An 18,061-nucleotide genomic window follows, 5' to 3' on the forward strand; every position below is an offset into this window, starting at 1 on the left:
GTCATTGGTCCTTTCGAACGGCGGCGGCGAAAGCGAAGCCGCTTCCTTGCGCAGCCTCCACGAAGAAGGGGTCGGTGGGTGTGGAAACATCCTCGCCGCCAAGCAGCAAGCGGACGTGCAGGGTCGCAGTGGTAAATTCCCACCGCGCATCGAACGCCGCGCCTTCGCGCAGGACGACTGCCTTGGGCCGTTCCGTCTGTGCAAGGAGCGGCGTGATATGGAACGCCCGCAGCGCGAGAAGATCGCGCACAAAGGCTTCATGCTCGCGCTGCGCATCGTTGGCCGCGTGGCCGATCATCGAGCGGGCGGCCGTTTGCGGGTCATTGGGGTCCGGCACGGTGCCGGCGAAGGATGTGAACTTCTCGAACTCGCGTGCCCGGCCGGTGCGCACCGCTTCAGCCAGATCGCCCGTGAAATCCGTGAAGAACAGGAATGGCGCTTCGGTAAGAAACTCATCGCCCATGAACAGCATCGGCGTAAAGGGCGTCAGCAGGGTCAGTGCCGTCACCACCCGCAGCGCGGCGCGGTCCGCCACCAGATGGTGCAACCGCTCGCCCTGCGCACGATTACCGACCTGATCGTGATTGCCCAAGAAATTGACGAAGGCCGTCCGGGGCAGCAGGGCGGATGGCTCGCCGCGCAAATGCTCATGCGGGGGCCGTTTCTGCCCCTGCTCCACATATCCATCGCGCAGCGCCATCTCGATGTCCGCCAGCGGATCGACGGCAAAGGGCGCGTAATAGCTCTCGTCTTCCCCGGTCAGCAGGCAGTGGACCGCGTGGTGCCAGTCATCGTTCCAACTGGCATTGAAGGGCGCATCTGGCTCGAGATAGTCGACGAGGTTGCGCTCATCCTCGGTCACCAGGTGGACCGGGCGTCCCCAGTCGCGCGCGCGAACCGCCTTGCCCAAATCTTTCAGGAAGTCTTCGGTCGTCTGGTCGGCAATGGCGTGAACGGCGTCCAGGCGCAGTCCGTCCAGCTGATATTCCTCCAGCCAGAAAACTGCGTTGTCCAGGAAGAAAGCGCGAACGGCGGGCACATCGAAGGCGATGCCATCCCCCCAGGGCGTGCGGGCCGAGGCGTGGAAGAAGGACGGGCACCAGGCGGGCAGATAATTCCCGGAGGGGCCGAAATGGTTGTAGACCACGTCGAGCATCACCGCGATGCCGAGCTTGTGCGCCGCATCCACGAACTGCTTGAGGCCGTCCGCACCGCCATAGCAAGGATGGGGCGCATAGAGCAGCACGCCATCATATCCCCAGCCGCGCGCGCCCTCGAACTGGGCGACCGGCATCAGCTCGACGACCGTCACGCCGAGGCTTTTCAGGCGTGGCAATGCCCGTTGCGCGGCGGCAAATGTGCCCTCGGGCGTGAAGGTCCCGACATGAAGCTCATAGATGACCGCCTGATGCCAGGGGAGACCCGCCCAGTCGGCGGACCATTGGAAGGCGCGAGGGTCGACCAGGCGCGAGGGGCCGTGAACATCGCCCATCTGTGCCCGCGCTGCCGGGTCGGGATAGAGCCTGTCCCCGATGCGAAAGCCGTAGGAGGCCCCCGGTTGAGCCGCAGCGGTGCCGGAGAACCAGCCGTCGTCACCCGGCGCCAAGGCCGTCGATCCGCCGTCGATCTCGACTGCCACTGCTTCGCGATCCGGCGACCAGAGCGAGAAGCGCCATTGCCCGTCTTCCTCGGGCTCTGCGCCCCAGCCTTTGCGGAAATGGTGGCCGGTCATCGTGCGGTCGGCGCGTAGACGCATACGCTGTTGGCCGGGATGGCGAGGACATCGCCCTCGCACGGGTCTTCCCTGAAGGGATCGGCGCTGGCGGTATCCAGGATGCGCGTCCAGTGCGCGATGCCATTGGGGTGGGGCAGGGTGAAGTCGAGCGCGTCGCCTGCGTTCACGATGATGAAGAGCGCACCGATATTCTCATCGTCAAGGAAGGCCGCTCGCGCGGAGTGGTCGATGAACAGACCAAGGACGCGTAACTCCGTTTCTGCCCACACCGCCTCATCCATCTCGCGCCCGTCCGGCTGATACCAGGCCACTTCCGTCCGCCCATCGTCCCCCGCATCGCCGAGCAGGAATGTCTCCTGTGCAAGGACCGGATGATCGAGGCGGAAGCGGACCATCCGCTGCACGAAATCGAGAAACGCATCGTCGCGCTCGGGCCAGGCGATCCAGGCCGTCTCATTGTCCTGACAATAGACATTGTTATTGCCCTGCTGGCTGTTGCCGATTTCGTCCCCGCTCAGGACCATCGGCACGCCCTGGCTCAGCAGCATCGTCGCGATCATATTCCGGCGGCGCTGGCTGCGTGCCGCGCAGATATCGGCGTCGTCCGTCGCGCCTTCGGCACCCATATTGGCGGAAAGATTATGATCATGGCCGTCCGCGCCATTCTCGCCATTGGCCTCGTTATGCTTGTCGTTGAAGGACACGCAGTCCATCAGCGTGAAGCCATCATGAGCGGCGAGGAAATTCACCGAGGAGGTGGGGCTCCGGTCCGAATGGTTGAACTGCTCGGGGGAGCCCAGCAGGCTCCCGGCCAGATCGCCGACCAGCCCGCCATCCCCCCGCCAGAACCCGCGCACGGTATCGCGGAACTTGTCGTTCCATTCGCGGAACGGCGCGGGAAAGCCGCCAACCTGATAGCCGCCCTCGCCGACATCCCAGGGCTCGGCGATCAACTTTACACCGGCGAGGATGGGGTCCTGCCGGATCGCGCCGAAGAATGTCCCCTCGCGATCGAACCCGGCCGCCTGCCGTCCCAATGTCGAGGCGAGATCGAAGCGGAACCCGTCGACATGCATGACCTGCACCCAGTAGCGCAGTGAATCGAGCACCATCCGCAGCACCATGGGGTGCGCCACAGAGAGCGTGTTCCCCGTACCGGTCTGGTCGAACGAGTATCGCGGATGGTCCGGCGACAGGACATAATAAGCCGCATTGTCGAGGCCGCGGAAGCAGAGCGTCGGGCCGCGTTCCGATCCTTCGGCGGTGTGGTTGTAGACCACATCCATGATCACTTCGATGCCGACCCGGTGGAAGCGCTTCACCATCTCCTTGAACTGGCGAATGGCACCGGGGACGCCCTCGCCCTGCTGGAGGAAGCGGGTTTCCGGGGCGAAATAGCCGAGCGTCTGATAGCCCCAATAATTGGAAAGGCCGCGTTCCAGCAGGCTTCGATCATCGAGGAAGAACTGGCAGGGCAGCAGCTCGATGGCGGAGACGCCAAGCTTGCGAAGATGGTCGAGGATCGGCTCGCACACCATGCCGGCATAGGTGCCGCGTAGTTCCTCCGGCACGTCGGGGTGCGTCATGGTGAGGCCACGCACATGGGCTTCGTAGATGATCGTCTCGGTCCATGGGAGACGCAGCGCCGCGTCTCCCTCCCAATCGAAATCGGGGTTCTGCACCACGCTCTTGACCATGAACGGGGCCGAATCCCGCGTGTCGAACGTCAGATCGTCGCCACTCAGGAGATCATAGCCCCACAGCGCATCGTCCCATTTGAGCGTGCCGGATACTTCCCGCGCATAGGGGTCGAGCAGCAGCTTGTTGGGGTTGAAACGATGGCCCTGCTCGGGCTCATAGGCGCCGTGCGCGCGATAGCCATAGAGTTGACCGGGCTTGAGGCCGGGGAGAAAGCCCGAGTGGATCGAGCCTTCGCGTCGGGGCAATTCGAGCCGCTGAACCTCTTCTTCCCCATCGTCCGAGAAGAGCGAGAGTTCGATGGCCTCGGCATTCTCGGAAAAGACCGCAAAATGAACGCCCTCGCCGGTATATTCGGCGCCGAGCTCATGGTGCAGCCTGTCCGGCTTTGCGAAGGCCAGAGGCGTCGCGTCTGGCTCCAGGCCGATATCGTCTACCTGGGTCAAAGTCCGGGCGCCAGCATTCTCCGGGGGCTCTCATCTGCCGAGGCATAATGGGGCTTGGCGGATCGTTTCGCGCCGGCGAGCCGGCTCATCGCCTGCGCGGACAGGAGGCGAATGCCGCCTTCCGAGACAAGGCAGTCCTCGCCGCATTGCCTGAGCGCTTCGGAAAGGTGGAATCCATCGGGAATGACGGCATCGCCGGTCACGATCGCATTGTCGATGCGCACATCCGAGCCGACGCGCGCGCCGGGCATCACCACGACGTTGCGAAGCTGGGCTCGCTCGCCGACGCTGGCATCTTGGCCGATCATATGGCCCGGCCAGGCCGGACGGTCGGAAACCGGCGCAGACCGCACCGGCAGGCCAATGGCGCGCCGCCCGGCGACCGGCCATGAGGGATCGAGCGCGACCCGGCCGCTGGCGATATCGGCATGAATGCCATGATAGGCATCCACCGTGCCGAGATCGCGCCACAGCGGCGCGGCCTGCCCACGCCCGGGCAGCGCGTAGACATAGGCGCCTCGCTCGGCCACCAGCCGGGGCAGGACATGCTTGCCGAAATCCAGATCCTCATGGAGCGGAGCCAGTTCGGCCAGCACCTGCCGCAGCAGCTGCCAGGTGAAGACATAAATGCCCATCGATGCAAAGGCATGACCGGGACGGTCGGGCGCTTCCGCAGGCGAGGCCGGCTTCTCCGCGAAATCGGTGATCAGGCCATCCGCGCCAGCCGTCATGACACCGAATTGGTCGGCGTCGGCTAGCGGGACGTGCACCGCGCCGACCGTCACTTTCGCATTGCTCAGCATGTGGCGTTCGATGAACGGCCGGTAGTCCATCTGGTAAAGGTGATCGCCCGCGAGAACCACGACATGGTCCGGCGCTTCCTGGTCGATCTGGTCGCTGATCTTGAAGACTGCGTCCGCGGTTCCGTTGAAGGGGCCGCATTCATTGCCGTCGAGCACGTCTAGCTCGATGCCGCCAAAGCGCTGCCACGTCTGGTTCAAATGGCGATGCAGCGCGTCGGGCTCATATTGGGTGAGCACCAGTGCGCGGGGGATGCCGGAATTGGCGACGTTCGCCAGCGTGAAATCGATGAGCCTGCCCACATCGCCAACCGGAAGAGCAGGTTTGGCGAGCGCGCTGGTCAGATCATGAAGGCGACTGCCCCGACCGCCTGCCAGGACAAGAGCCAGCGCCTCAGAAGTCGCATGCCGGGCATTCGATTGGCTCATATCTACCTCAGGTCAAAGGAAATCTTCGCCTGATTAACCAACGGCAACGCGCACTGTTCCCTGTCTTTACATATGTTAAGCGATTTTTGTTGCCGCCCCTTGGGGAGTGACATGGCCCGGAGCGTGCGGCGGACGAAGCCGCGCCGATACCGGCAATAGAGGCGCCACTGTGCCAGCCGCCAAGCCGGCCGCAACGTCGGTGTTTGGCTAGCCCCTCACGATGGGCGCAAGATCAGAACAGCCGGGCCAGAAAATAGAAGGCTGCGCCCACGACAGCTGAGGCCGGGATGGTGATGATCCAGGCGATCATGACGCTCTGCGCCACGCCCCAGCGCACGGCAGAGGCCCGTCGCGCGGTGCCTGCACCGATCACGCATCCGGTGATCGTGTGGGTGGTCGAAACGGGAATGCCCATCAGCGAGGCCGTGAACACCATGATCGAGCCGCCAAGGGAGGCGCTGAATCCCTGGTGCTGCGAGAGCTTGGTGATCCGCGAGCCCATCGTTTCGATGATCTTCCAGCCGCCCGTCAGCGTGCCCAGCGCGATCGCGATATAGCAGGCAATCGCCACCCAGTGCGGCACCGCGAATTCGCCGGTGAGATAGCCAGTCGAATAGAGCAGCACCGTGATGATGCCCATGGTCTTCTGCGCGTCATTGAGGCCGTGGCTGACGGAATAGGCGGCCGAGGACAACAGGTGCAGATAGCGAAACGCATGCTCGGCGCCACGAGCGGTGGCCCGGCGGAACACCCAGCTCGTCGCCAGCATGATCAGCATGGAGAGCAGCATGCCCAGCGTGGGCGAGAGCACGATGGCGATCAGCGTCTTGTTGAGGCCGCTCCACTGGATGCCGGAGATGCCGGCATGGGCCATCCCCGCGCCGATGAGGCCGCCGATCAGGGCATGGCTGCTGGAGGAGGGAATGCCCTTGAGCCACGTCACCACATTCCAGAACATGGCGCCGATCAGCGCGCCGAAGATGACGGCCGGCGTGATCAGATCCTGGCTGACGAGGCCCGCGCCGATCGTCTCGGCGACCTTGTGCAGGCTGGGGAAGGCCAGCATGAGAAAATAGGCCGCGAAATTGAAGAAGGCCGCGAAAACCACCGCCGCGACCGGGCCGAGCAGGCGGGTCGCCACCACGGTTGCAATCGAGTTGGCGGCATCATGCAAGCCGTTGAGATAATCGAATGCGAGCGCGATGACGATCAGGCCGACCAGCAGCGGAAAAGCGAGGTTGTGCATGACCCTGTGCGCTCAGCTATGGTCGATCACGATGCCGTCAATCGCATTCGCGACATCCTCGAGCGCGTCGACAATCCGCTCCAGATGCTTGTAGATCTCGCGCCGGACGATGAACGCCATGGGATCGGCCGTCCGGAACTTGCGATAGGCCTGCTTCAGCCCCTCGCTGTGGATGGCGTCGGCATGGCCTTCCATCCGCACCAGCCGCTCGGTCAGTTCATGCAGGCGCTTGCCGTTTTGTGCGACATTGCGCAGCAGCGGCATGGCTTCCGCCAGCACGCGCGTGCTGTCGACGATAATCGCCGCCATATCCTTCATTTCCTGATCGAAGTCGTGCACGTCATAGATGTCGATGGCCGCCACTGCCGACTGCATCTCATCGATCGCATCGTCGGTCGAACTCACAAGGCTGATGATCGCGCTGCGGTCGAATGGCGTGAGGAACGTCTTGCGGACAAGGTGAAGCACCTCACGGATGATCTCGTCGGCATCGGTTTCCCGCTCGATCACCTCGCGAATATGGTCATCGCGGCTGTCCCCGTCATGCAGCAGCCGGGTCAGCGCGTCGGCGCCGGCGACCACGGTCTGGACATGCGCTTCGAACAGATCGAAGAAATTGCCCTGCTTGGGCAAAAGGCGCTGAAACCAACCAAACATCCTGCTTATCCCTGAAGTATGTGCAACGGTGTCCATCACCGATTGGCGCCGTGTCGCCGCCTTGAACTCGGATGCTGCGAAAGATCGGATCAGATCGCTTAGATCCGGCTCGTCGACGGCATCGGCTGCCTCGCTGAGGCTGAACCACCGCCGCTCGCGTTCGTGCTGCTCTTTCCAGTCGGTCAGTTCCCGATTGACGGCCAGCGGGAACACCTCGACGTCCACCATCAAGTTGGCGCCGTTACGCCGCCGTTTGCGGTAGCGATAGGTTCCCAATGGCGTCGGGCAAACGGCCCCGACGATGCCGGCTTCTTCCTCGGCCTCGGCCGCGGCCGCCTGATGCGGGAGCTTGCCCGCCGATCCATTGCCCTTGGGAATCACCCAGCGCTTCGTCTCGCGCGAGGTGATGAGCAGAATCCGGATCGGTGCATCCAGCGCATCGCCTTCAGCCCGATAGGGCAGTGCCGCAATCTGTTTGATTGTTTGTCCCCTCAGCAGAGCGCGTGGCGCCCATTGTGACAGTTTTATGTCAGTTGCAACAGTCAACCGCGCGCGATGTCCCCTGAAGAGCAGCGGGTCATTCGACATTCATGCCCTTGCCGCTAGAGCGAGGACTGTTCGATCTTCAAGGCCCTCTGCCGCACTATGTTCAGCACGCTGCTTCCGACCCTCTACTCCGCCCACGTTCCCCGGCCTTCGCCAGACCTCAGCAATCCCGGCGCTGGCCTGCAAGGCCGGGCCCTGCGTTTCATGCGCCCGGGCAGAGGCCTCAAGCTCATCGCAGTGGCGCTCAGCCTCACCGCTGCCCATGCCAGAGCAGAGACCTATCATGTGAACGCGATCACGGGGGACGATCGTTTCGACGGTCGGGTTGCAACGCAGCCATTTCGGTCGCTCGCCCGGTTGGGCAGCGTGAAGCTTAAGCCGGGTGACAGGATCCTGCTGGCGGCGGGGTCGGTGTGGAAAGAACCGCTCACCATCACCCAATCGGGCAGCAGAGGGGCACCCATTGTCGTCGGCGCAACCGGCTCGGGCGCGCGCCCCCGCATCGATGCGGGCGGCGTATCGCCCCATGCGGTGGCGATCCTCAACGCAAGCTATGTGACGGTGAGCGGCCTTGAACTGACCAATGACGGCCCGCCTGCCGGCTCGCGCTATGGCGTGCTCGTGTCGGCCGAAAATGTCGGCGTCGTCCGCGGCATCCGCATCAGCGACATGTACATCCATGATGTGCGCGGCACGAATGACCGCAAGGACAATGGCGGCATCGTCTTTCAGGCGCTCGGCCCGCGCTTTCCGACCCGTTTCGATGACCTTGCGATCGAGCGCAACATCATCTGGCGGGTGGACCGCTCCGGCATTGCCGGGATCAGCGATCAGGTCACCGCCGCGCGCTGGTATCCAAGCTATGACATCGTGATCCGGGACAATTATCTGGAGGACATTGGCGGGGATGGCATCGTGCCGCGTGGCACCGATGGCGCGCTGATCGAGCACAATATCGTTCGCTATGCCGCCGGCCGGGCGCCCGGATACAGCGCCGGGATCTGGCAGTGGAGCACGGATCACAGCCTCATCCAGCTCAATGAAGCTGCCTACACCCGCACGCGCTACGACGGTCAGGGCTTCGATTCCGACTTCAACTCGCGCCGGACGACCATCGCGTACAATTACAGCCACGATAATGCCGGGGGCTTCCTGCTGATCTGTTCGCCCAAGGCCAATGACAAGGACAATATCGGCAATCGCGGCACCGTGGTGCGTCACAATGTCAGCCAGAATGACGGGACGCGCATCTTTCAGCTGTCAGGCACGATTTCGGACGCCTTGATCGAGAAGAATGTGATCCACGTCGCCAAGGGCAAGGATGTCCAGATGGTGGTCGCCACCGAGTGGCAGGGCTGGGCGAGCGACGTCCGCTTCCGCAACAATCGCTTCGCGGTGGCGGGCACGGCGCGTTATGGCAGCGAGGTCGGCCGCCAGGGGCCGGATTATCTGATCTCGGCCGGCTTCTCGCCGGCTCAGTTCATTCGCTTCACGGGCAACGACTATCTGGGCGCTCATGTCGATCCGCCCCGCGACGAGGTCGGCCTGATGAAGGCTGACTATAAGGCCCCCTCGCTCGATTGGGCGGTGCCGACATTCGACCCGGCCAAGCCGGACGGCTTCGCGGATTATCTCGCGCGCCACCGCCAGTGGATGCTCGCCATGCTTGAGCGAGAACTGGGCGCGCCGGTAAAGCTGCTCACGCCCCGCCGCGCGTCGGTCTTCGAGGCGCGGCGCTAGGGGTTCCAGCTTTCGGGTTCCTCGCGCGTTCCCAGCGGGCAGGGCCAACATCGTAACTTCAAATTAAAGCGTTGAGCCCGCGCAATCCTGAGAGACGGAGGGATCGCAATCCTCTATCGTGGGTTTTCAGCTTGCTCTTTTCGGGAGCGGTGGACGTGCGGAGACGGTCCGGCGTTTGCGAAGGGAGATATGCGGATGGATCGGACGGCGAAGGCGTCGAGTGGGATTGAGGGTCTTGATGATGTGACGGCGGGCGGCTTTGCCTGCGGCAGGCTGTTCCTCGTCGAGGGCGATCCGGGCACCGGCAAGACGACCATCGCAAGCCAGTTCCTCATGAACGGGGCAGAGGCCGGGGAGCGGGGGCTGTATATCACCCTGTCCGAAACCGAGGAGGAACTGCGTGAGACCGCTGCCTCGCACGGCTGGGCACTGAACGAGCTTTTCCACATTTTCGAACTCGTACCGCCCGAGACGCTGCTGGACGAGAATCAGCAGCAGAGCCTGCTCTACTCCTCCGATCTCGAACTGGGCGAAACCACCAAGCGCATCCTCGAGGCGATCGAGCGGGTCAAGCCGCAGCGGGTGGTGATCGACAGTCTCTCGGAAATCCGGCTGCTCGCGCAAAGCTCGCTGCGCTACCGCCGTCAGATTCTGGCGCTGAAGCACTATTTCGCCAAGCATAATGCAACCGTGCTGATGCTCGACGATCTGACCTCCGACACCAATGACAAGACGGTGCACAGCGTCGCTCATGGCGTGCTGCGGCTTGAGGAGCTGGCACCGCTTTACGGTTCGGAACGCCGCCGGCTTCGGATGCTCAAATATCGCGGCCAGCGCTATCGCGGCGGCTATCATGATTTCGTGATCGATACCGGCGGTGTCCGGGTTTTTCCGCGACTGGTGTCGCTGGAGCACAAATCCGATTTCGTGCGGGCCACCGCGCCCACGGAAAGCGCTGAACTCAATGCCCTGCTCGGCGGGGGCTTTGACTCCGGCACCAGCACGCTGATCCTCGGCCCGACGGGAACGGGCAAATCCCTCCTGGCGCTCAATCTCGTGAAAGGGTGCATCGCGCGCGGAGAGACGGCGGCCATGTTCGTCTTCGATGAGGAACTTGGCCTGCTGGCCGATCGGGCCAAGGGGCTTGGCATCGATGTGAGCCGGCTGGTCGCGGACGGCAAGCTCATCATCGAGCAGGTCGATGCAGCCGAAATGTCGCCCGGCGAGTTTGCTCATCGGGCGCGCGCGACCGTTGAGGAGCATGGCATCCGCACCGTCGTGATCGACAGCCTCAATGGATATCGCGCGGCGATGCCCGAGGAGAGCGCGCTTGTCCTCCACATTCACGAGCTGTTGCAATATCTCAATCGGCGCGGGGCCAGCACGTTCCTTACCGTCACGCAGCATGGCGTGGTGGGAGACATGCAGGCCCCGGTGGACATCACCTATCTGGCCGATACGGTTGTGCTGCTGCGCTATTTCGAGGCGGTGGGCCATGTCCGGCGGGCCATCTCGATCGTCAAGAAACGCTCGGGCGTCCATGAGAATACGATCCGCGAATATCGTATCGACGCACAAGGCATCACCATCGGCGAGCCGCTGACGCATTTTCAGGGTGTGTTGCGTGGCATCCCCACGATGGTCGGTGCCGGCAATCTGATGGATCTCGGCCAGGACAAGCGCGGCTGATGAACCGCACTTTTTCGGAGCGTGCCGTCATCCTCGCCCCTCACGGTCGGGATGCAGAGATCGCCGCCGCCATCCTCAACCAGGCCGGCATCGAAACCGAGATTGTCCCGTCGCTCGATGCGCTGGTCGCGCGCCTCGCACAGGGTCTTGGGTTCGTGATGATGACCGATGAAGCGGTCAAGGCGGCCGATCTGAGGCCGCTGGTGGAGCTCATCGCCGCGCAGCAGGAATGGTCCGATCTTCCCTTCGTCCTGCTCACCCAGCGCGGCGGCGGCATCGAGCGCAATCCTGCCGCCGGCCGTCATCTCGAATTGCTCGGCAACGTGACCTTTCTCGAACGCCCCTTTCACCCGACCACATTGGTCAGCGTTGCGACGGCCGCCTTGCGGGCACGCCGACGGCAATATGAAGCGCGAACCCGGCTTGAGGATATTCGCGCGGTCGAAGAACGCTACCGCCTGGCGAGCAAGGCGACGAACGACGCCATCTGGGATTGGGATTTCGTCACTGACTATGTGACCTGGAACGACGCGCTCTCCATCGCTTATGGCCACCCGGTCGACCAGATCGAGAATAACGGGACATGGTGGATCGCGCAGATCCACCCGGATGACCGGGACGAGGTGGACAGGACCATCCACGCGGCGATCGACGGCTCGTCGGACAGCTGGAGCGGAGAATATCGGTTCAGGCGTGGAGACGGGAGCTACGCCCACGTCTTCGATCGCGGCCACATCATCCGGGATGCGCAGGGGCGGGCCCTGCGTATGATCGGGGCGATGCTCGATCTGTCCGAACGGATGCGCGTCCGGGCCGAGCTGGCGATCAGCGAGGAGCGGCTGCGGCTGGCGACGGATGCCGCCGAGGTCGGCTTCTGGGACGTCGACGTGGTCAACGATGTTCTGATCTGGCCACCCATCGTGAAAGGGGTGTTCGGCATCTCGCCCGATGTCGAAGTGTCGATGCAGGATTTTTACGAAGGCCTCCATCCCGACGATCGCGCGCATACCACCGAAGCCTATCTGGCGGCCGCAGACCCCAATGTCCGCGCGATCTATGATGTCGAATATCGGACGATCGGCAAGGAAGATGGACTGGTGCGCTGGGTGGCCGCCAAGGGACGCGGCGTCTTCGACGAGGCCGGGCGGTGTCTGCGCGTCGTTGGCACGGCGATTGACGTGACGGCGCGCAAGCGGGCCGAGGCGGAACTGCGGGAGCTCAACGAGCATCTCGAGCGGCGCGTGACCGAGGAGGTGGCCGTGCGCGAGCAAGCGCAGGCGGCCTTGCGTCAGGCACAGAAAATGGAAGCTGTCGGCCAATTGACCGGCGGCATCGCGCATGACTTCAACAATATGCTGGCCGTGGTGATCGGCTCACTCGACCTGTTGAGCCGGCGCGTCATGGCCGATGATGAGCGCGCGAAACGCTATATCGATGCCGCGATCGATGGTGCGCAGCGCGCCGCGACCCTGACCCATCGCCTCCTCGCATTCTCGCGCCAGCAGCCGCTCAATCCCGAGGTGCTCGATCCCAACAAGCTCGTCTCGGGCATGTCCGAGCTTCTGCTGCATTCGCTGGGCGGCGATGTCAGGCTGGAGACGGTTCTTGCGGCGGGCGTGTGGCGCACCCATGCCGACCGCAATCAGCTTGAAAACGCGATCGTCAATCTGGCGGTCAATGCCCGCGATGCCATGCCGGATGGCGGACACCTGACGATCGAAACGCAGAACACGCACGCCGATGATCGCTATGCCGCGGAGAATTTCGGCGTTCCGGCGGGCCAATATGTGATGATCGCCGTGACCGATACCGGCACGGGCATGCCGGACGACGTCATCGCCAAGGCGTTTGATCCGTTCTTCACCACCAAGGCGGTGGGCAAGGGCACCGGTCTGGGGCTGAGCCAGGTGTACGGATTTGTCCGGCAGTCGGGCGGGCATATCAAAATCTATTCCGAGCCGGGCGAGGGGACGACGATCAAGATCTACCTCCCGCGATTCTATGGCGAGGCCGCCGGAGAGATCGAACAGGTGCGGGCCGACCTGCCGAGGGGCGATGAGCAGGAGGTCATTCTGGTGGTCGAGGATGAGGCCGCCGTCCGCCGGTTCAGCGTCGATGCGCTGGTCGAACTGGGCTATCGCGTGCTGGAAGCGGATGGCGGACATGCGGCGCTGCGCGTGCTCGACGAGCATCCGGAGATCACGCTCTTGTTCACGGACATCATCATGCCGGACATCAACGGACGGAAACTCGCCGATGAAGCATGCCGCCGCCGGCCGGACCTGAAGGTGCTCTATACCAGCGGCTACACGCGCAACGCGGTCGTCCACAACGGCGTTGTCGATCCCGGTGTGGAGCTTCTCGGCAAGCCTTTCACGGTCGAGCAGCTCGCGGCCAAGATCCGGGCCGTTCTCGAAAAGGCCTAGGCTGAGGCGACGAACCTGCGCCCTCAGCGGAGGTGCAGGGCAAAGCGGTCGATTGCCGAAGCCAGGCTGGGCATGATCAGGCCGCGCTCGCTGCTCATCGACGCATGGCGGGGCCGCCGCGCCGGCCAGTTCATCGCGTCGATGGAGACGGTTTCGATCAGATCGGTCGGCAGGTCCATCCTTTCGCCCACGGCATGCGCAAACTGCGCCCAGGAGAAAGCGCCGTCGCTGGTGAGGTGCCAGATGCCGCACTCGTCATCGATCACGAGGTCGAGCGTGGCGCGGACGAGATCGGGCACATAAGTGGGCGAGGTGATGCAATCCCCCACGGCGTGAAATACGCGTTCGGTCCGCAGCGCCGCCACCAGATGCATGGCGAAATTGTGCGGATCATAGGGTGAGAAGAAGGATGCGGTCCTGATGACCAGCGCGCGCCCGCCAGCCGCCAGAACACCCGCCTCGGCCCGCGCCTTGCTCTCTCCGTAGACGTTGAGCGGCGCTGGCGCATCGCTCTCCACATAAGCGCGCCGACCATGGCCATCGAAGACGAGGTCGCTGGAGAAGCAGCTATAATGGATGTCGCGTTGCGCGCAGGCGGCTGCAAGGGCGACGCAGCCTGTGAAATTGGTCGCAAGGCAGGCGTCGGCGCTGCCCTCTGCTTCATCGACCCGCACCCAGCCCGCGCAGTTGATGACGGCCCAAGGCCGCAGCCGATCCAGCGCGTCGGCAATCGTGGCGGCATCGTGCAGGTCGATGACGTCTCGTCCGACCAGCCGATGATCGATATCACGAAGCGAACAGGCCCCCGCAAAGGCCTGGCCCAAGGTTCCGGTCGCCCCGAGGATCAAGAGCGGGCGCGCTTCTGGAGCCGGCGGTCCATCGATCGTGCGTGGCTCTGTCGCAGGCCCCGTGAGGCGCCCGGGTCGACGCCACCATCCCTGCCCATGGAGGACGGGATGAGCCGGTCTTGCACCTCCCGCCAACGCGCGCATCATCGGCGCCAAAGCGGTCTCTCGCGGTTCGGGGCCCCGCACGTCGAACACGCCGCTCTCATAATGGCCGGCCTTTTTGGTGAGCAGGCTGTCCCAGTCGAACGCGCCGAACAGGCTCCAGACTGTCACTGCCTCGATGCAGATGCCGTCCGCGCGGAGGGCCGTGGCTGTCGTCCAGGCCTCATCGAGCCAGCGCATCTGCTCCTCGCGCGTGCAACCATTGTGCACCTCGGTGAGCACGATGGGCACCTCATAGCGCTCCCAGGCAGCGCGAACGGCGCCTTCAAGGCCCGGCGGGTGAGCTATGGCTCTGACGGCTTCGACGTCGGCAACCGGCCCGGTGGCGCAAGCGCCATGGCTGGCCGGGGGATGGCGCTCCAGCCGGTGGTCGAGGAAGCGGTCGCTGGTGAGATAATGATTGAGGCCGATGATGGCCGGCGGGCATGGCGCGGAAGCGATGTCACGAAGACGATCCGACAGCCCCAAGCCCTCGAGATGATCCCAAAGCGCGTGCCCCGCTATCAGGCGGCCGGTCAGCAAATCCCAGGTCGCCCAGCGGCGATGATTGTCGAAGCCTGCCTGAGCGGCCCGCTGCGGTGTCGCGTCGGTATGCCCCAGATCCTCTGTTTGAACGAGGCGCGCCGCGGGAATGATCATGCGGATCGCGTCCATCGCCCCCCGAATGGCATCGACCTGGTTGACGAGCGCGGTCCAGAAAGCCGTCTCGTCGCGAAGATGGGGATACCAATGACCATAAAGGGCGGAAAAGCGCGCAGTGGTGAGAGGCTCGTTGACCGGCGTCCAATCCTGGACCCAGGGGAACCGCTCGGCCGCCTCCCGCGCGTGATCGGCAAGACCCGCCGCAAATGCCGGGTCCAGCAAGTGGGTGGGGGCGGGACCGCTGCCATGATGGATCAGGCCGAGGATCGGGCGGATGCCAAGCGCGCGCAGCCGCCCTAGCCGGTCGGCGTGCCACGCCCAAAGAGCCTCGCGCTGGTCGCTTTGGGCAAAACTCTCCCACAGCAAAGGGTAACGCAGCGCCGTCACGCCCAAGCCGGCCAATCGATCCAGATCTTCGGGTCGATCACTGTGCCCGCTTCGCGCCGACTGATCGAGATAATCATCCCCGACGCGATTGATCGTGCATTCGCAGCCGCCCCACAGGGCGAGAGGGGCAAGCTGGGTCGATACGGCGTCCAAGGGAACCTCATACGGCGATGGCCGTGCACCGAGCATATACCAACCCGGCCCCCCGTTCGCCTCCAATCAAAGTCCTACTGGCACTATCGTATTGATATCGATCAATCGTGGTAAATAAGCGGGAGCAAGGACGCTGTGCGCGCATTGTTGCCCATACAGGTTCATTCCGCTCTAGCCTCGAAAGCCACAAATAATGACGCTGATGTGCTTCTCGCATCTGCGCTGGGACTTCGTGTTCCAGCGCCCGCAACATCTTATGTCGCGTTTCGCATATCGTCAGCTGGTCACCTTCTGGGAGGAACCGCTCGTGAGCGGCGAGACCGCTGATGCCTGGCTGGAGCTGAGGACACCCGCCCCGCAAATCACGGTCGCGACACCGCACCTCCCGGAAGGCCTGACGGATGCGGAAAGCCAGGTCACCCTGCGGCACCTGCTCGACGCCCATCTGGGCGATCATGCCGAGCCGCTGGTGACATGGTACTATACGCCGATGATGCTGCCCTTCTCGCGGCATCTCCAGGCGGCCTGCACCATCTATGACTGTATGGACGAGCTGGCGAATTTCCGGTTTGCGCCCCCGCAACTGGCGGAACTGGAAGCCGAGCTGTTCGAGAGAGCCGATCTCGTTTTCACTGGCGGCTACAGTCTCTACGAGGCGAAGCGCGCGCGCCACCCTGCCGTCCATGCCTTCCCCTCCAGCGTCGACGCCGCGCATTTTGCCGCGGCGCGTCTGCCGGGGGAGGATCCTTCCGACCAGGCCGAACTCGCGCGCCCGCGGCTCGGTTTCTACGGCGTCATTGACGAGCGGATGGACCTCGCCCTGCTCGCCGCCGTCGCCGATGCGCATCCCGATTGGTCGCTGGTGCTCGTGGGGCCCGTGGTCAAGATCGATCCCGCCGATCTGCCGCAGCGGCCCAACATCGCCTATCTGGGAAGCAAAGCCTATGGCGAGCTCCCGCACTATGCGCGGGGCTGGGACGTCGCGTTGATGCCCTTTGCCATCAATCCGTCCACGCAGTTCATTTCTCCCACCAAGACGCCGGAATATCTGGCAGCGGGCCTGCCGGTGGTTTCCACCCCGATCATCGATGTGGCGCGCCATTATGGCATGCTCGACGCGGTCGAGATCGCCGGCAATCCCGAGGCATTCGTGGCTGCGTGCGAGCGGGCTCTCTCTCGCGCCCGTGCGCCTGCCGATGCCCCGTGGAGGGCGAGCGCAGACGCATGTCTCGCCGATCTCTCCTGGGACAAGGTGGTCGACGCGATGTCGGCGCTCATCGAGGAGGTGATGACGCCGCTCCCCACCCGCCATTACGACTATCTGGTCGTCGGCGCGGGTTTTGCGGGCGCGGTGATGGCGGAACGCCTCGCGGCGGACGGCGGCAAGCGCGTCCTCGTCATCGATCGGCGCGACCATATCGCCGGCAATGCCTATGACCATTATGACGAGGCCGGCATTCTGGTCCATCGCTACGGTCCCCATATTTTCCATACGAACAGTCAGGACATCGTCGACTATCTCTCACGCTTCACGCGCTGGCACCCTTACGAGCATCGCGTCCTGGCGGACGTCGATGGGCTGCAGGTGCCGATGCCGATCAACCGCGACACATTGAACAGCCTCTACGGGCTGGCATTGGCGGACGAGGCAGAGGCGGAGGCCTTTCTTGAGAGCCAGGCGGAGCCGGTCGAGACGATCCGCACATCGGCCGACGTGGTCATCTCCAAGGTGGGGCGCCATCTCTATGAGACTTTCTTCCAAGGCTATACCCGCAAGCAATGGGGCATGGACCCGTCCGAACTCGACAAATCGGTGACAGCCCGCGTGCCCACGCGGACAAATACGGATGATCGCTATTTCACCGACGGCTTCCAGGCGATGCCGGCCGAGGGCTATACGGCGATGTTCGCCGCCATGCTCGACCATCCGCTGATTGACATGGAGCTTGGCGTTACCTTCGAGGAGGTTGCGGCCCGCGTGCGGTATGACCGGCTCGTCTTTACCGGCCCGATCGATGAATATTTCGGCCATCGCTACGGCAAGCTGCCCTATCGGTCGCTTGAGTTTCGGCACGAGACGCGCGACACCGAATGGCTGCAACCGGTCGCCGTCATCAACTATCCGTCAGAAGCAGTGCCCTATACACGGATTACCGAGTATAAGCATCTGACCGGCCAGAGTGCGGCCCGCACGAGCATCACCTACGAATATCCCAGCGCGGAGGGTGACCCCTATTACCCCATCCCGCGCCCGGAAAATGCCGCTCTGTTCAAACGCTATGAAGCGCTCGCTTTGGGTACGCCCGATGTCCTGTTCGTCGGACGGCTCGCCACCTACCGCTATTATAATATGGATCAGGTGGTCGGCCAGGCGCTCGCGACCTATCGGCGGCACATGATGCAGCTGAGGACGGCAAAACCCGCGCATGATATCGACGCGATCGCTGCTGAATAGGG

At 63.8% G+C, this 18,061-nt stretch carries 10 protein-coding genes; 4 read left to right on the top strand and 6 right to left on the bottom strand.

Features of this window, described 5'->3' with window-relative positions; all coding sequences use genetic code 11:
* Position 1 precedes the first annotated feature (1 nt).
* The 5 genes from treZ to M2332_RS12380 form a co-directional block, all read right to left on the bottom strand.
* On the bottom strand, positions 2-1,756 hold the full coding sequence (gene treZ / locus M2332_RS12360; RefSeq protein WP_264574269.1) for a malto-oligosyltrehalose trehalohydrolase: 1,755 nt from the start codon (positions 1,754-1,756) through the stop codon (positions 2-4).
* Positions 1,729-3,879 carry a glycogen debranching protein GlgX gene (gene glgX / locus M2332_RS12365; protein WP_264574270.1) on the bottom strand — a complete coding sequence of 717 codons (2,151 nt, stop codon included), beginning with the start codon at positions 3,877-3,879 and terminating at the stop codon, positions 1,729-1,731. The genes treZ and glgX overlap by 28 nt, the downstream gene beginning before the upstream one ends.
* The gene (locus tag M2332_RS12370) at positions 3,876-5,108 is read right to left on the bottom strand and encodes a glucose-1-phosphate adenylyltransferase family protein (protein WP_264574271.1); all 1,233 of its coding nucleotides are present in this window, start codon (positions 5,106-5,108) and stop codon (positions 3,876-3,878) included. The genes glgX and M2332_RS12370 overlap by 4 nt, the downstream gene beginning before the upstream one ends.
* 232 nt (positions 5,109-5,340) lie before the next feature.
* Positions 5,341-6,354: an inorganic phosphate transporter gene (locus M2332_RS12375; protein ID WP_181560695.1), complete on the bottom strand. Its 1,014-nt coding sequence runs from the start codon at positions 6,352-6,354 to the stop codon at positions 5,341-5,343.
* A gap of 12 nt (positions 6,355-6,366) precedes the next feature.
* Positions 6,367-7,473 carry a DUF47 family protein gene (locus M2332_RS12380; protein ID WP_264574964.1) on the bottom strand — a complete coding sequence of 369 codons (1,107 nt, stop codon included), beginning with the start codon at positions 7,471-7,473 and terminating at the stop codon, positions 6,367-6,369.
* A 288-nt stretch (positions 7,474-7,761) separates the two neighbouring features.
* Between M2332_RS12380 and M2332_RS12385 the strand changes: the two genes are divergently transcribed.
* The 3 genes from M2332_RS12385 to M2332_RS12395 all read left to right on the top strand — a co-directional run bounded on the left by M2332_RS12385 (position 7,762) and on the right by M2332_RS12395 (position 13,412).
* Positions 7,762-9,297, top strand: a complete 1,536-nt coding sequence (locus M2332_RS12385) for a right-handed parallel beta-helix repeat-containing protein (RefSeq protein ID WP_264574272.1) — start codon at positions 7,762-7,764, stop codon at positions 9,295-9,297.
* A 195-nt stretch (positions 9,298-9,492) separates the two neighbouring features.
* Positions 9,493-10,986, top strand: coding sequence for an ATPase domain-containing protein (locus tag M2332_RS12390; RefSeq protein WP_264574273.1), 1,494 nt, complete (start codon positions 9,493-9,495; stop codon positions 10,984-10,986).
* The gene (locus M2332_RS12395) at positions 10,986-13,412 is read left to right on the top strand and encodes a PAS domain-containing sensor histidine kinase (RefSeq protein ID WP_264574274.1); all 2,427 of its coding nucleotides are present in this window, start codon (positions 10,986-10,988) and stop codon (positions 13,410-13,412) included. The genes M2332_RS12390 and M2332_RS12395 overlap by 1 nt, the downstream gene beginning before the upstream one ends.
* Before the next feature lie 23 nt (positions 13,413-13,435).
* On the opposite strand, the gene M2332_RS12400 is transcribed toward M2332_RS12395, so the two are convergent.
* Positions 13,436-15,604 carry a sugar nucleotide-binding protein gene (locus tag M2332_RS12400; protein ID WP_264574275.1) on the bottom strand — a complete coding sequence of 723 codons (2,169 nt, stop codon included), beginning with the start codon at positions 15,602-15,604 and terminating at the stop codon, positions 13,436-13,438.
* Between the two features lie 193 nt (positions 15,605-15,797).
* On the opposite strand from M2332_RS12400, the gene glf reads away from it, so the two are divergent.
* Positions 15,798-18,059, top strand: a complete 2,262-nt coding sequence (gene glf, locus M2332_RS12405; RefSeq protein ID WP_264574276.1) for a UDP-galactopyranose mutase — start codon at positions 15,798-15,800, stop codon at positions 18,057-18,059.
* The last annotated feature ends 2 nt before the right edge of the window (positions 18,060-18,061 follow it).

It is taken from the genome of Sphingobium sp. B11D3A (assembly GCF_025961695.1).
Lineage (GTDB): Bacteria > Pseudomonadota > Alphaproteobacteria > Sphingomonadales > Sphingomonadaceae > Sphingobium.